Origin of the sequence: Amaricoccus solimangrovi, assembly GCF_006385685.1 — a bacterium.
Taxonomy (GTDB): domain Bacteria; phylum Pseudomonadota; class Alphaproteobacteria; order Rhodobacterales; family Rhodobacteraceae; genus Amaricoccus; species Amaricoccus solimangrovi.
Window position 1 is genome coordinate 296,547 of sequence record NZ_VFRP01000003.1, and the last position, 13,636, is coordinate 310,182.

General features: G+C 74.5%; 9 protein-coding genes. 2 read left to right on the forward strand and 7 right to left on the reverse strand.

Translation table 11 applies throughout. From position 1 onward, the window contains the following. The first annotated feature begins 126 nt into the window (after window positions 1–126). Window positions 127–1,035, forward strand: coding sequence for an acetyl-CoA carboxylase, carboxyltransferase subunit beta (accD, locus tag FJM51_RS06045; protein WP_140453214.1), 909 nt, complete (start codon window positions 127–129; stop codon window positions 1,033–1,035). A 10-nt stretch (window positions 1,036–1,045) separates the two neighbouring features. Next, complete coding sequence (locus tag FJM51_RS06050; RefSeq protein ID WP_140453215.1) at window positions 1,046–2,335, forward strand: bifunctional folylpolyglutamate synthase/dihydrofolate synthase; 1,290 nt, start codon at window positions 1,046–1,048, stop codon at window positions 2,333–2,335. A gap of 121 nt (window positions 2,336–2,456) precedes the next feature. On the opposite strand, the gene trxA is transcribed toward FJM51_RS06050, so the two are convergent. The 7 genes from trxA to FJM51_RS06085 form a co-directional block, all read right to left on the reverse strand. Continuing rightward, window positions 2,457–2,777 (reverse strand): thioredoxin, encoded by a 321-nt coding sequence (gene trxA / locus FJM51_RS06055; RefSeq protein WP_140453216.1) that lies wholly within the window; start codon window positions 2,775–2,777, stop codon window positions 2,457–2,459. A 75-nt stretch (window positions 2,778–2,852) separates the two neighbouring features. After that, window positions 2,853–6,230: a double-strand break repair helicase AddA gene (gene addA, locus FJM51_RS06060; protein ID WP_233712990.1), complete on the reverse strand. Its 3,378-nt coding sequence runs from the start codon at window positions 6,228–6,230 to the stop codon at window positions 2,853–2,855. After that, window positions 6,227–9,151, reverse strand: a complete 2,925-nt coding sequence (gene addB / locus FJM51_RS06065) for a double-strand break repair protein AddB (RefSeq protein WP_140453218.1) — start codon at window positions 9,149–9,151, stop codon at window positions 6,227–6,229. The genes addA and addB overlap by 4 nt, the downstream gene beginning before the upstream one ends. Then, entirely contained in the window at window positions 9,148–9,843 is a 696-nt protein-coding gene (locus tag FJM51_RS06070; RefSeq protein WP_140453219.1) for a nucleotidyltransferase family protein, read from the reverse strand. Before FJM51_RS06070 ends, addB begins: the two co-directional genes overlap by 4 nt. Continuing rightward, window positions 9,840–10,856 carry an aminoglycoside phosphotransferase family protein gene (locus FJM51_RS06075; RefSeq protein WP_140453220.1) on the reverse strand — a complete coding sequence of 339 codons (1,017 nt, stop codon included), beginning with the start codon at window positions 10,854–10,856 and terminating at the stop codon, window positions 9,840–9,842. Before FJM51_RS06075 ends, FJM51_RS06070 begins: the two co-directional genes overlap by 4 nt. Beyond that, window positions 10,853–11,335, reverse strand: coding sequence for a tRNA (adenosine(37)-N6)-threonylcarbamoyltransferase complex ATPase subunit type 1 TsaE (gene tsaE / locus FJM51_RS06080; protein WP_181164465.1), 483 nt, complete (start codon window positions 11,333–11,335; stop codon window positions 10,853–10,855). The genes FJM51_RS06075 and tsaE overlap by 4 nt, the downstream gene beginning before the upstream one ends. Window positions 11,336–11,430: 95 nt before the next feature. Then, a complete protein-coding gene (locus FJM51_RS06085; protein ID WP_140453222.1) occupies window positions 11,431–13,620 on the reverse strand; it encodes a PAS-domain containing protein in 2,190 nt (729 codons plus the stop codon). Between the last annotated feature and the right edge of the window lie 16 nt (window positions 13,621–13,636).

A 13,636-nucleotide genomic window follows, 5' to 3' on the forward strand; every position in this document is an offset into this window, starting at 1 on the left:
GCTCCCCGGACTCGAGGACCGGCTACCGTCGCGGGGCGCCGGGCGGCCGGGGTGGCGAAGATTGCATTCGCGCCGCGCCGGGAATATCTAGGCCAGCGGATCGACGACGGGAGGATCTGTCGCGCAATGAGCTGGATTTCCAACTACGTCCGCCCGAAGATCAACTCGCTCTTCGCCCGGCGCGAGGTGCCCGAGAATCTCTGGGTGAAATGCGACGGCTGCGGAACCATGCTGTTTCACCGCGAGCTCGCGGACAATCTCAACGTCTGCCCGAACTGCGGCTATCACATGGCGATCAGCCCGCGGGACCGTTTCCGCGCGCTCTTCGACGGCGGGGTCTTCGTCGAGGTCGACGTGCCGAAGCCGATCGCGGATCCGCTGGGCTTCAAGGACCAGAAGAAATATCCCGACCGCCTGCGCGAGGCGCGCAAGAAGACCGGCGAGGAAGATGCGATGCTCGTCGCCGAAGGCGAGATCGGCCGGCTGAAGACCGTCTGCGTGGGCCAGGACTTCGCCTTCATGGGCGGCTCGATGGGCATGTATGTCGGCAATGCGATCGTCGCAGGCGCCGAGCGCGCGCTGAAGCGCAAGTGCCCGCTGGTGCTCTTCGCCGCGGCGGGCGGGGCGCGGATGCAGGAGGGGATCCTGAGCCTGATGCAGATGCCGCGCGCGACCGTCGCGGCGCAGATGCTGCGCGAGGCGGGGCTGCCCTATGTCGTCGTGCTGACCGATCCGACCACCGGCGGCGTGACCGCGAGCTATGCGATGCTGGGCGACGTGCAGATCGCCGAACCCGGCGCGCTCATCTGCTTTGCCGGGCCGCGCGTGATCGAGCAGACGATCCGCGAGACGCTGCCCGAGGGGTTCCAGCGCTCGGAATACCTGCTCGACCACGGGATGCTCGACATGGTGGTGAAACGCGGCGAAATGCGCGAGGTGCTGACCCGGCTCCTGCGGCTCCTGACCGACCAGCCGCCGGCGGTGCTGGGGGAGCTTTCCGCCGCCCCGGTCGAAATGCCGGCCGAGCCTTCCTGAGGTCCGCCCCATGACCCGCGCCGCGCCGGAGGCGCCCGGTTCCGACCGGGTGCTCGAACGTCTGATGACGCTGCACCCCAAGATCATCGACCTGACGCTCGGCCGGGTCGAGCGGCTTCTGGCCGCGCTCGGCCATCCCGAACGCCGCCTGCCGCCGGTGATCCACGTCGCGGGCACCAACGGCAAGGGCTCGACACTCGCGATGATCCGCGCGGGGCTGGAGGCCGAGGGCAAGGTTGTCCACGTCTATACCTCGCCCCATCTCGCCCGTTTCCACGAGCGGGTGCGCGTCGCGGGCGAACTGATCGCGGAGGACGCGCTGATCGCGCTGCTGGAGCGGTGCGAGGCGGCGAACGGCGGCGCGCCGATCACCTTCTTCGAGATCACCACCGCCGCCGCCCTGCTCGCCTTCGCCGAGACCCCCGCCGACTACACGCTGCTCGAGGTCGGGCTCGGCGGCCGGCTCGATGCCACGAACGTGATCGCGGAGCCGGCGGCGACGGTGATCACGCCGGTCTCGATCGACCACCAGCAGTATCTCGGCGAGACCCTCGGCGAAATCGCGGGCGAGAAGGCGGGGATCCTGAAGCCCGGCGTCACGAGCGTGATCGGCCCGCAGGAGGCCGCGGCGCTCGACGTGATCGAGGCGCGGGCGGCGGCCATCGGCGCGCCGCTCACGGTCGCGAACCGCGACTGGCAGGTCTGGGAGGAGCGCGGGCGGATCGCCTATCTCGACGCGCGCGGGCTTCTCGATCTGCCGCGGCCGAACCTGATCGGCGCGCACCAGGTGTCTAACGCCGGCGCGGCGCTTGCGACGCTGCGCCATCTCGGCGTCTCGGAGGCGGGTTGCGAGGCGGCGGTGACGCGCGCCGAATGGCCTGCGCGGCTGCAGCGCCTGCGCCGGGGACCGCTCGTCGAGGCGGCGGGCGGCTGCGAACTCTGGCTCGACGGCGGGCACAACCCGGCGGCGGGCGAGGCGCTGGCCGAGGCGCTCGGGCGCCTGCCGGAACGCCCGCTCCACCTCGTGACGGGGATGCTGAACACCAAGGATATCTCGGGCTTCCTGCGCCCGCTCGCCGCGCTCGCCCGCGATCTGCGCGGGGTGAGCATCCCGGGCGAGGCCGCGACGCTCTCGGGCCCCGAGACGGTCGCGGTGGCGCGGGGCGTCGGCATGAAGGCCGAGCCGGCGGCGGACGTGGCGGACGCCATCGCCGAGATCCGCGCCGGGGATCCCGGGGCGCGCATTCTCATCTGCGGATCGCTCTACCTCGCCGGGCGGGTGCTGCGGGAGAACGGCTGAACGCCGGGGGGGGCGGACAGATGTCCGCCCTGCGAAGAGGGGCGGACCACAAGGCCCGCCCCCTCAACCCGATCGAACATGTAGGGCGGACTTCAGTCCGCCATCCGCCCGCGCCGCCGTCTCAGACCGAATCCTCGATCCAGCCCTTGAGGCTCGCCTTCGGCGCGGCGCCGGTGCGGTTCGAGACGACCTCGCCGCCCTTGAACATGAAGAGCGCCGGAATGCCGCGGACGCCGAACTGCGCCGGGATCCCCGGGTTCTCGTCCACGTTCACCTTCGCGACCTTGATCTTGCCCTCGTATTCGGTGGCAAGCTCTTCCAGCGCCGGGCCGATCATGCGGCAGGGGCCGCACCATTCAGCCCAGAAATCGACCAGGACAGGCACGTCGGACGAGAGAACCTCGTCCTGGAAATTGCTGTCCGTCACCTTGACCGTCGCCATTGCTCGGCTCCTCGAATGAAGTTGGAGCATAACCTATGGAGCACCCCCCGGGGGGTCAAGGGAGCGCCCGCCGGATCATGCCCGGCATTCCGCCAGCGCCCGGGCGAGCGCTGCCGCGGTCAGGGCGCCGGGCAGCGGCATGAGCCGCGCGCTCCGCGTCCAGAGCACCGCCGTCTCGATCCGCCTGCCCGGCCAGATCGGGGCGAGCGCGGCGGCGTAGGCGCCCATCTGCCGCAGGATGCCCTCGGGCACCTGCTCCGGCGCCTCCGGCACGCCGCGGTTCGACTTGAAATCGACCGCGAGCACCCGCTCCGGCCCGACCACCAGCCGGTCGATCCGGCCGATCAGCCGCCGGCCCCGCGCCTCGGGCATCGGCGCCGCGATCTCCACCTCGGCGAGCGTGTCCGGTCCGAAGAGGAAGTCGAGTTCCGGCGCCAGCAGCACCCCCTCCGCCTCGGCGAGGAGCGCGGGAAGGTCGTCGCGGCCGGGCAGGAGGCGCGCGGCGAGGGCGGGCCAGTCCGCGCGCGCCCGCCCGCGCAGCCGTTCGAGCAGCAGGTGCGCCGCCTCGCCGCGGGCGAGCGGGTCGCCCTCCTCCGCGAAGGCCTCCGCCTCGAAGGGCAGGGCATGGACGCCGCCGAGGTTGGACGGGGTGAGGAACACCGCCTCCGCCTCCTCCGGGATCCGCGCGGGGCGCAGCGCCCAGTCGGGCGGCGCGGGCGGCTCGGCCTCGGGTTCCGGCGCCTTCGCCACGCCCTCTTCCCAGCCCTTGGCCAGCGTCAGCCCATCCTCCGTCTCCTCCGGGGAGAGGCCGCGCAGCGCGGTCTCGACCAGCCCGTACCAGCTCCCGTCGCCCTCCTTCGGCGGCTGGCCCGCGCCCGCGACGATGAGCCAGGACCGCGCGCGGGTCAGCGCGACGTAGAGCAGCCGCAGGTTCTCCGCGCGCACCAGCCCGCGGCGCTCCCGCTCGGCGCGTTCCAGCGCGGGGGGCGTGGCATCGGCGCGCGCGCGCCAGGCGGCGCCGGCCGGATCGAGGCGGAGCAGCTGCGGCGGGTTGCCCCCGTCCCGCCGGGGCGCCGTGTCGGGCAGGATCACGATCGGCGCCTCGAGTCCCTTGGAGCCATGCACCGTCATCACCCGCGCCTGGTCGGCGGTATCCTCGAGCCGACGCTTGACCTTCATCTCCTCGCGGTCGATCCAGTCGAGGAACCCGGTGAGGCTCGGCGCCTCGCCGGTCTCGTAGGCGAGCGCCTGATCGAGCAGCGCGTCGATCGCATCCTCCGCCTCGTGGCCCAGCCGGGCGACCAGCCGCCGGCGCCCGTCGTGGCGGATCAGGATCCGCTCCAGCAGTTCGAACGGACGCTCGTAATCGGCGCGGCCGCGGATGTCGTCGATCAGCCCGACGATGGCCGAGCCCGCCTCCCGCGCCCGGAGCGCGGCCCAGAGCGAGCCGTCGCGGTCATGCGCGAGATCGAAGAGCGCCTCCTCGCTCATGCCCCCGAGCGGCCCGCGCAGGAGCGCGGCGAGCGAGAGATCGTCGCCCGGCGTCGCCGCCACCCGCAGCAGGGCGAGCAGGTCGCGCACCGCGAGCTCCCCCTCGAGCTTCAGCACGTCGGCGCCCGCGACCGGCACCCGCTCGATCTTGAGCGCGCGGATGATCGCGTGGAACAGTTCCGCCCGGCGCTGGACCAGGATCAGCACGTCGCCCGGCCGCATCGCGCGGTTCTCGCCGGGCAGGAGCTTCCCCTCGTCGAGCCAGCCCCGGATCCGCCGCGCCACCCGGCGCGCGAGTTCGGCCACCGGATCGTCGGGCGCGACCGTCGCCTCCGGGCTCTCCCAGGGCGGTTCCTCGGCCCTGGCGGGCTTCGGCAGGAAGGGCCAGAGCTCGACCCGGCCCGGCATCTCCTCGCGGAAGGCGCGATGCTCCACACGCTCGAACCCGGCGCCGCCGGGTCCCGCGAAGACCTCATCCACGAGCCGCAGCACCGGCTTCGCGGAGCGGAAGGAATGGAGCAGGTCGCAGCGCTGGAGTTCCCGCCCCATGCCCGAGAGCATCGCGTCGTAGCTCCGGCGCATCTCGCCGAAGGCGACGGGGTCCGCGCCCTGGAAGCTGTAGATCGACTGCTTCTCGTCGCCGACCACGAAGATCGTCCGCTCGATCCCCCGGTCATCGAGGCCGACGAAGAACTCGTCCGAGATCGCCTTGATGACCTGCCACTGCCGCGGGCTGGTGTCCTGCGCCTCGTCGACCAGGATATGGTCGAGGCCGCCATCGAGCCGCCACAGCACCCAGGCCGCGGTCTCCCGCCGCGAGAGCAGGTCGCGCGCGCGGTCGATCAGGTCGTCGAAATCGAGCAGGCCGCGCGCGCGCTTGCGCTTTTCGTAGAGGCCGAGGAAGGCGCGGGCGAAACGGTGCAGCGCCTCGCACCGCGCGAGGGCGGCGAGCGCGAGCCGCCGGGGCCGCGCCGCCTCGACCTTGCGCATCAGATGGTTGAGCGCGTTCGTCAGCGCGGGATGGGCCTCGCGCAATGCCTTGGTGGGGATCGAGCCGGCCTTCGCGGTGAAGGGATTGGCGCCGCTCTTCATCAGCAGGCAGCCTTCCAGCGCCGCGAGGCACGCCTCGGCGTCGCGAAGCCCGAGCGCCGCGCGGAGCGCCGCGCCGAGCTTGCCGTCGTTCTTCTCCCGGGGCGCGAGGATCGCGATCCATTCGCGCAGGCAGGCCACCGAGGGCTCGCTCAGCACTTCGTCGCGGAGCCCGTCGGCGGTCAGCCCCGGTTCGGCCTCGAGCGCGCGGGCGAGTTCCAGGGCGTCGAAGGGCGCGGCGAAATCCTCCCGCCGCTGGACGATCTCGAGCATCAGCGGATCGGGATCGTCGCCGGAGAGATACATGGCCATTCCCGCGACCGCGGCGGGGTCGGTGCCGGCGAGCGTGTCTAGCACTTCCTCGCGGAGAGCGCGCGCGGCGCGGTCGTCCAGCATCTGGAAGCTCGGCGCCACCCCCGCCTCGAGCGGGAAGCGGCGGAGCAGCGCGTCGCAGAAGGCGTGGATCGTCTGGATCTTCAGCCCGCCCGGCGTCTCGAGCCCGCGCGCGAAGAGCCGCCGCGCCTCGTTGAGTTCCTCCGCGCTCGGCGGCGGGCCCTCCTCGCCGAGCTTCAGGAGTTCGGCGCGCAGCGCGTCGTCGTCGAGCATCGCCCATTTGCCGAGCGTGGCGAAGAGCCGGTTCTGCATCTCCGCCGCCGCGGCCTTGGTATAGGTGAGGCAGAGGATGCGCCTGGGGTCGGTCCGGGCGAGGAGGAGCCGCGCCACGCGGTCGGTCAGCACGCGCGTCTTGCCCGAACCCGCGTTGGCCGAGACCCAGCTCGACGCGTCGGGCTTGGCCGCGCGCCATTGCGCCAGCGTCGCGTCGGTGGGCGCCCCGGCCGGTTCCGGCTTCGCGATCGGCCTCTGCTCGGTCACGCCATCCCCTCCGGTTCCTCGCCATCGGCCCATTCGCCGTAGCGGGCGAGATGGTCGTAGTCGTTCGCATAGACGAGCTGCGCCGGGCGCAGCCGGGCGGTGAACCCGACCTCCCCGCTCTGGTAGCGCGCGATCAGCGCTGCGAGCCTGGTCCAGGTCGCCTCGACCCGCTCCGCGACCTCCCCGAGCGCGCGCGAGTCGCCGGTGCCGATGCTGATGAGTTCCAGATGCCAGGCGGGCGCCGCCGGCAGCTTCTCGAACCCGCCCGCCTCCGCGATCGCCGCCTCGAGCGGCAGCTGGAGGTGGGTCCGGTCGCTCGGCAGCCCGCCCGACTTGTAGTCGTAGATCACGTAGCCCTCGGGGGCGCGGTCGATCCGGTCCGCCTTCGCGGTCACGGCGAAGGGCGCGGGCAGCCCCTCGAAGGCGCGCCGCCCCCGGATCTCGTGGGCGAGCGGCTCGGCGCGGAGCCGCCGTTCGGCCTCGCCGTCGACGAAACGCTCGGCGGTCCGGGCCAGCCGGGCGAGCCAGATCGCGCGGACCGCCGGCCAGGGCGTCGTCTCCTCGAGGCCGCGCTCCGCCGCGTCGATCAGCGCCGCGCGCGCGTCCGCGGGCAGCGCGTCCCGCGTGTCGAGGATGAACTTCTCCACCACCGCGTGCAGCGCGGTGCCCCGGGCGAGTGCGTCCGCCTCGCGCCCCGGCGGGTCGAGCCGGCGGAGCCGCAGCACCTTGCGGGCGTAGATCGCATAGGGATCGCGCGCGAGGGTCTCGATCTGGGTAACCGAAAGCTCGGCGGGGAACTGCCCGGGCGCGAGCCGGGGCGAGGGACGCCGCGCCGGCTCCTCCCGCGTCTCCGGCCGGGAGAGCCGCGCCGCCTGGGCGAGAAGCGCCTTGCCCCGCGCCTTCGCGGCCTCGACCGCCGCCTCGCCATCCGGCGGCAGGCCGCGCAGCAGGTTCTCGAGCCGCGTCAGCCAGCGCGCGGCGACGGTCGGGGCTTCCGCGTCGCGCAGCGCGCGGGAGACGATCACCCGGCCCGCGCCCATCGCCTGCTGGAAGTCGTGCGCGGCGAGGCCGATGCGCCGTTCTGGGCTCGGCAGGCCGAGCTCCGCGCGCATCGCGCGGTTGAGCCAGGGGTCGGCGCCGGGCAGGCTCGGCCAGACGCCCTCGTTGAGCCCGCCGAGGATCACGAGCTCGGCGGTCTGCACCCGCGCCTCCAGCGTGCCCCAGATCGCGATGCCGGGATGGGTGACGACCGCCTCCTCCGGCACGTCGACCGCGGCCATGATCGAGCGCAGCAGCGCCTCGTATTCCACCGGCGTGACCGGCCCTCCCGCCTCGGCGTCGCGGGAGAGATCCTCCATCAGCGCGCGCGCGCGCAGTCCCGCGCTCCGGTCCCAGAGGCGGTGGCCGGCCCCCGCCGGCCCGCCCGCCAGCGCCTCGGCGGTCGCGACATGCCAGGCGACCCGCTCCGCGAGCGGGACCGGCCCCTCGGGCGGTGTCGCGTCGAGCGCCGCCGCGAGCCAGCCGATCCACTCCTCGGCGCCTTCCGCGCGCGCCCACTGGCCGAGATCGGCCCAGTCGATCCAGGGCGCGCCGCCGCGCAGCTTGCCGCGCTCGAGCTTCGCGGTGAGTTCCATGTGGCGCCCGCGGGCACCCTCGCCGCTGTTGACGAGCGGATGCTTCAGCAGCGTCAGGAGCGCTCCGGGCGTCAGCCGCTCTCCCATCCGCGCCGCGATCCGGCGCAGCAGCACGCCCGGCGGCGTGAGGGCGAGCGGCCGGCCGGCGCTGTCGTCCGGGATCAGGCCCCAGCGTTCGAGTTCCGCCGTCACGCGGCGCGCCAGCGTCCGGTCCGGCGTGATCAGCGCCGCGCGCCGCTCCCGCTCCGCCGCCTCGCGCAGCGCCAGCGCGATCGCGAGCGCCTCGCCGCGTGGGTCCGGCGCCTCGATCCAGGTAAGATCGGCGCAGGCCGCCGCCAGCGTCGGGCGCAGCGCCGCGCCCTCGCTTCGCCACTGGTCCGTCACCGGCGCGGGGCGGAGCGCGAGCGAGATCAGCGCGTCGCGCTCCGGCGCGGGCGGCGGGATCGACGCCCAGGGCTCGGAGGCGCCGGGGTCGAAGCCGATCTCGCGGCCGAGCCGGCGGAAGCCGTGCTGGGGATGGTCCACCGCCCCCTCCGCCTCGGGATCGAGCCGGTCCCATACGTGGCCGGGCAGCGTCGCGTCGAGCCCGGGCAGGATCAGCGCGCCCTGCGGCAGGCGCGCGACATGCGCCATGAAGCGCCGCGTCGCCCCGCGCGAGCCGGTCGAGCCCGCGACGATGACCGGATGCGCGGGCGGCGCCAGCCGCCAGAGCTCGGCCCAGGCTTCCGCGGCGGCGCGCAACCGCCCCTGGCCGCCGACGTCGCCGCTCGCCGCCTCGTAATCGGCGAGGAGGCGCAGGAAGGCGAGGCCGCGCCGCCAGTGCTCGGCATGTTCCCCGGCGTCGATCGCCTCCAGCGCCTCGGGCGGCACGCCCTCGCCGCGCATCTCGTCGAAGAGGTCGGCGAGGCTGTCGGCGAGGTCATAGGCCGCCGTTTCCGCGGCGAGCGAGGGATCCGCGGCGATGAGCGCGGAGACGAGCCGCGCGAGTTCGAGCTTGCGGCGCAGGGAGGAGACGGGCGGCGCCGGATCGAGCGGGCCAAGCGGATCCTCGCCCAGTTCCGTCACCACCCGGATCCGGGGCAGGAGCCGCGCCGGCCCGCGCCCGAGCTCGGCGAGCAGCGCGCGGCGCATCCGCTGCGTGTTCACCCAGATCTCGACCCGCGCCGCCGCCTCGGGCGGCTGGCCGGCGAGCCGCGCGTCGAGCCCCGCGACCAGCGCCCGGGCGAAATCGACGCCGGGCGGCAGGTGGAAGACGCGTGGGCCGTCGCTCGGGGGAAAGAAACTCATCGGGCCAGCTCCGCCTCGGCGCGCGCGATCCCCTCGGGCCGGCCGACATCGACCCAGCCGCCGTCATGGACCGCGCCGAAGACCCGCCCGCCGGCGAGCAGGAGATCCCAGAGCCGGTTCAGCGAGAAGATCCGCTCCGGGATCTCGCCGAGCCGGGCGGGCTCGATGATCTGCGTGCCGGCGTAGACGAAGGGCGCCTCCGGCGCCGCGCCGCGCCGGGTCAGCCGCCCCTCCGCGTCCCGGAAGAAGTCGCCCACGCCGGTGTGGCCAGCCGCCCGTTCGCGCGGGACGAGGCAGAGCAGCGCGTCCATCCGCGCCGGATCCCAGGCGCGCGCGAGGCTGTCGAGCGGGTTCGGTCCGCGCCAGACCATGTCGGCGTTGAGCGTGAAGACCGGGCCGTGGCCAAGGAGCGGCAGCGCCGCGCGCAGTCCGCCGCCGGTCTCGAGCAGCGCCGGCTCCTCCGAGACGACCGCCTCGGGCGCCTCCGCCGCCAGCCAGGCGCGCATCTGGTCCGGATGGGCGTGGATGTTGACCACCGTGCGCGCCACCCCCGCGGCCCGCGTCAGGTCGAGCGCGCGCGCGAGCAGCGGGCGGCCCGCGACCTCGATCAGTGGCTTCGGCCTGTGGCGCGTCAGCTCCCCCATCCGCGTGCCGAGCCCGGCCGCGAAGATCATCGCCGCCCGGGGCCTCATCGCGCCGCCCCCGCGATCCGCGCCCGCGCGCCCTTGTCGGGCGGGGGCACATGCGCGGCGACGAAGGCGCGCAGCCCGTCGAGCGCGGGATGGTCGAGATCGCCCTGGAGCCAGCGCCAGACGCGGGGCAGGTGGTCGAGGTAGCGCGGCTTGCCGTCGCGCCGGCAGAGGCGGGTGAAGAGGCCGAGGATCTTCAGGTTGCGCTGCGCCGAGAGGATATGCGCCGCCGCGTCGAATTCCTCCGCCGCGCGGCCCGCGCGGGCGAGGTAGCGCGCGCGGGCCAGCGCCGCCAGCGGCTCGGGAATGTCCCGGCGCGCGTCGCGGACGAGGGAGACGAAATCGTAGGCGGGATGGCCGATCAGCATGTCCTGGAAGTCGAGCAGACCGATCCGGGCCGGCCCCGACCGCGCGGGCAGCCAGACGAGGTTCTCGGCGTGGTAATCGCGATAGATCGGCACGGTCGAGCCGGGCAGGACCGGGGCGAAGGCCGCCTCGGCGCGGGCCTCGTACTCGGCCGCGAGGTCGGGCGGGACCGGGCCCGCGACGGCGGGCAGGTACCATTCCGCCATCAGCCGTGCCTCGCGCATCAGCACGGCCATGTCATAGGCCGGCGGCGTCCAGCCGGGTACTCCGTCCCAGCTCAGCTCCTGCATCCGGGCGAGCGTCTCCACCGCCGCGGAGTAGAGCTCCGGCTCGCGCCCCGGCTCGCGGGCGCAGAGGCCCGCGATCAGGTCGTCGCCGAAATCCTCGAGCAGGACCAGCCCGCGTTCCGGCGCGGCGGCGAGGATCTCGGGCGCGGAGAGCCCGTTGGCGCGCAGCCAGCGCGCGACGGCGAGGAACGGGCCGGTGTCGAGCCCGCTCTCCGGCGGCACGTCCATCAGGATCGCCCGGCGCCCGGGCGCCGCGATCCGCTCGTAGCGCCGCGCCGAGGCGTCGCCCGCGAGTGGCGCGCGGCGCGCGGCGCCCCAGCCCTCCGCCTCCAGGAAGGCCGCGATCTCCGCCCCGCGCGTCATCGCGCCATCTCCGCGAGCGCCGCCGGGAGCCAGTCCCAGCCGGCCCCGCGCGCGATGAGCGTCGCGCGGCGTCCCTCGCCTTCGAGGGCGAAATCGAGCCGCAGGTCGATCCGGCGGGCGGGCAGCGCGGGACCGAGCCGTTCCGCCCATTCGACGAGGCAGATCGCGCTTCCGAAGGCTTCCTCCAGCCCGAGCTCCGCGATCTCGTCGACCGTGCCCAGACGGTAGAGATCGGCGTGCCAGAGCTCGACCGGACCCAGATCGTAGGTCTGGACCAGCGTGAAGCTCGGCGAGGGGATGTCCTCGGCCCGGCCGAGCGCGGCGAGGCGGTGGGCGATCAGCGCCCGGGCGAAGAGGCTCTTGCCCGCGCCGAGCCCACCCGAGAGCGCGACGAGATCGCCGGCGCCGAGCCGGGGCGCCAGCGCGCGGGCGAGCGCCTCGGTGGCGTCGGGATCCGGCAGGTCGAGAATGCGCTGCAAGGGCCGATCCTGAGACAATGCGAACCCGGCTGTTCTATCGCCCCGACCGGCCAGCGCAAGGCCCCGGCGCCTCGCGCGGGATCCGGGGCCGAACCTCAGGCACCGCGCGCGCGTCCGGGCGCGTCCGCGGGTCTCGCGGCGTCGGGAAGCGTCATCGTCAGCACCAGGCGGGTTTCCTCCCGCGTCACGGCCAGCCCGCCGCCGGCCGCCTCCGTCATCCGCCGGGCGATCGCGCCGGCGATGCCCTCCTCCCTCGGCGTGCCGGGCTCGACCTCGGCGCGGAGCCCCTCCGCCGCCTGCCGGATCGAGAGCGTCGTGCCCGGCCGCGCCAGATCCGCCGCCGCGAGGCCGAGCGCGAGTGCGAGGCGGCGCCGCGCGCCGGGCCAGCGCGTCTCGTCGCCGCTCACCTCGAGCGCGAGGCCGCGGCGGCGGAGCGCGCGGGCGAGCAGGGGGAGCGGACCGTCGTCGCCGCCGTCCCCGAGCGCGACGAGGGCCGCGGCCTCGGCGAGCCCGTCGCGCAGGTCGCGCGCCGTCGCCTCCAGCGCGCGGGAAGCCTCGCCCGTCGCCGCCGGGATCGTCGCGGCGATCCGGCGGGCCGCCTGCTCGGCCGGCACGCGCAGCCGCTCGAAGGCGAATTCCCCGAGGAGCGCCGTTTCCTCGCGCGCGTCCCGCCCCCGCTCCGCGCCGCGGTCGCGGAAGACGACGAGCGACGCGGCGTCGGGCAGCGGCGCGACCAGTACGTCGAACCCGCGCCCGTCGAGGAGCGCGACGCGGCCGGTGAAGGAGGCGCGCGTCTCCGCGCCGGTGGCGAAATCGGTCAGCCGCGTCCAGAGGTCGCTCGGCGCGGAACGCCCGGCGCAGCGGCGCGCCATCTCGGCGACCCCGAGCCCGCGGGGCTCCTCCGCGCCCTCGGGATCCCAGATCGCGCGGAAGGCCGCGTTGACGAAGACGAGCTCCCCCGCCGCGTCGAAGACCGCCACCGCCTCCGAGATCCGGTCGAGCGTCGCCTGGCCGAGTTCCAGTTCCGAGCGGTAGCGCCGCTCGATCTGGATCGCGGTCGAGATGTCCTCGAACAGGAAGGCGAGCGCGCCCTGCGGATGCGGCCGGCCCGTGACGCGGAAGATCTTGCCCGAGGGCAGCACCCAGTTCTCCTCGTAGGTGCCCTCCCGCGCGCCTTCCTCGAGCTCGCTCAGCTTGCGCCGCCAGGAGGTGAAATCCTTCTGGTCCGGCATCTGCCGAGTCTCGCGCAAACGCTCGAGGAAGTCGCGCAGGGAGGGCCGGCCGGCGAGCCAGACCGCGTCGATCCTCACGAGATCGGTCAGCGCGGGGTTGAAGAGGCCGAGACGGCGGTTCCTGTCGAAGACCGCGAGGCCGATCGGCAGATGCGCGAAGGTCTCGGTCAGCGTCTCGATGAAGCGGCGGAGCGCGGCCTCGGCCATCACGAGGTCGTCGGCGGCCAGCGCGAAGCCGATCCAGCCGCCTCCCGCCCTGGGCGCTTCGGAAACCTCGTACCAGTCCCGGTCGCCGGCGGCTCCCGCGACACCGACCCGGCGCCGGAGGAATTCGCCGCGCGCGGTCAACGGCACCTGTTCCGGCACATGGGCGAAGGCACTCGGACCCCCGGGCTCGGCCAGAGGCGCCTCCGCCGCGCCGAAGCGCTCGCGATAGGGCCGGTTGCACCAGTCGATCTGGCCGTCGGCGCCGACCGTCCAGGCGAGCAGCGGGGCGCGGTCGATCAGCCCGCGCAGCAGCGCCGCCTCGGCCTCCGCCCGTTCGAGCGCGCCGCGCGCGCCGCGCAGCGCCGTCGCGTCCTCGCTCGCCGGGCGGATCGCCAGATGGGCCGCCCCGTCGCGCGGCCAGCCCACGAGTTCGTAGGCGCCGCCGTCGCGGCGCTGGCAGTGATGGCGGAAGGCGGTGCCGTGGAGCATCAGCTCCTCCAGATCCGCCCGGATCCCCGGGCAGTCGCGTTCGAGATGCGCGATCAGCGCCGAGAGCCGCCCCGACCTCGGGTCAAGCGTACCGATGAGCCCGCGCGCGGCCTCCGTCAGCGGGCGCGCGAGCGACCCCCGCAGCAGGAATTCGCAGGCCTCCTCGGCCTCCGCCGCCTCCTGTCCCGCGCGGCCGGTCGCGCGGAGCGACGGCGCGAGCCAGGCCGGGCCGAGCCAGAGCAGCAGGGCCAGGGTGGCGAGCGCGCTCACCAGCGCGGCGAGCATGACCGCCGGAAGCGGGCCGGCCCATCCGGGCGCCGCGATCCAGTCCGCGGGGAGAAGGGAAAGGACATCCATGGGCCGATCCGGACGC

What these genes read in the sequence shown, in the direction of transcription:
- accD (WP_140453214.1), top strand. Translation starts at nt 127, where the DNA reads ATGAGCTGGATTTCCAACTACGTCCGCCCGAAGATCAACTCGCTCTTC.
- FJM51_RS06050 (WP_140453215.1), top strand. Translation starts at nt 1,046, where the DNA reads ATGACCCGCGCCGCGCCGGAGGCGCCCGGTTCCGACCGGGTGCTCGAA.
- trxA (WP_140453216.1), bottom strand. Translation starts at nt 2,777, where the DNA reads ATGGCGACGGTCAAGGTGACGGACAGCAATTTCCAGGACGAGGTTCTC.
- addB (WP_140453218.1), bottom strand. Translation starts at nt 9,151, where the DNA reads ATGAGTTTCTTTCCCCCGAGCGACGGCCCACGCGTCTTCCACCTGCCG.
- FJM51_RS06070 (WP_140453219.1), bottom strand. Translation starts at nt 9,843, where the DNA reads ATGAGGCCCCGGGCGGCGATGATCTTCGCGGCCGGGCTCGGCACGCGG.
- FJM51_RS06075 (WP_140453220.1), bottom strand. Translation starts at nt 10,856, where the DNA reads ATGACGCGCGGGGCGGAGATCGCGGCCTTCCTGGAGGCGGAGGGCTGG.
- FJM51_RS06085 (WP_140453222.1), bottom strand. Translation starts at nt 13,620, where the DNA reads ATGGATGTCCTTTCCCTTCTCCCCGCGGACTGGATCGCGGCGCCCGGA.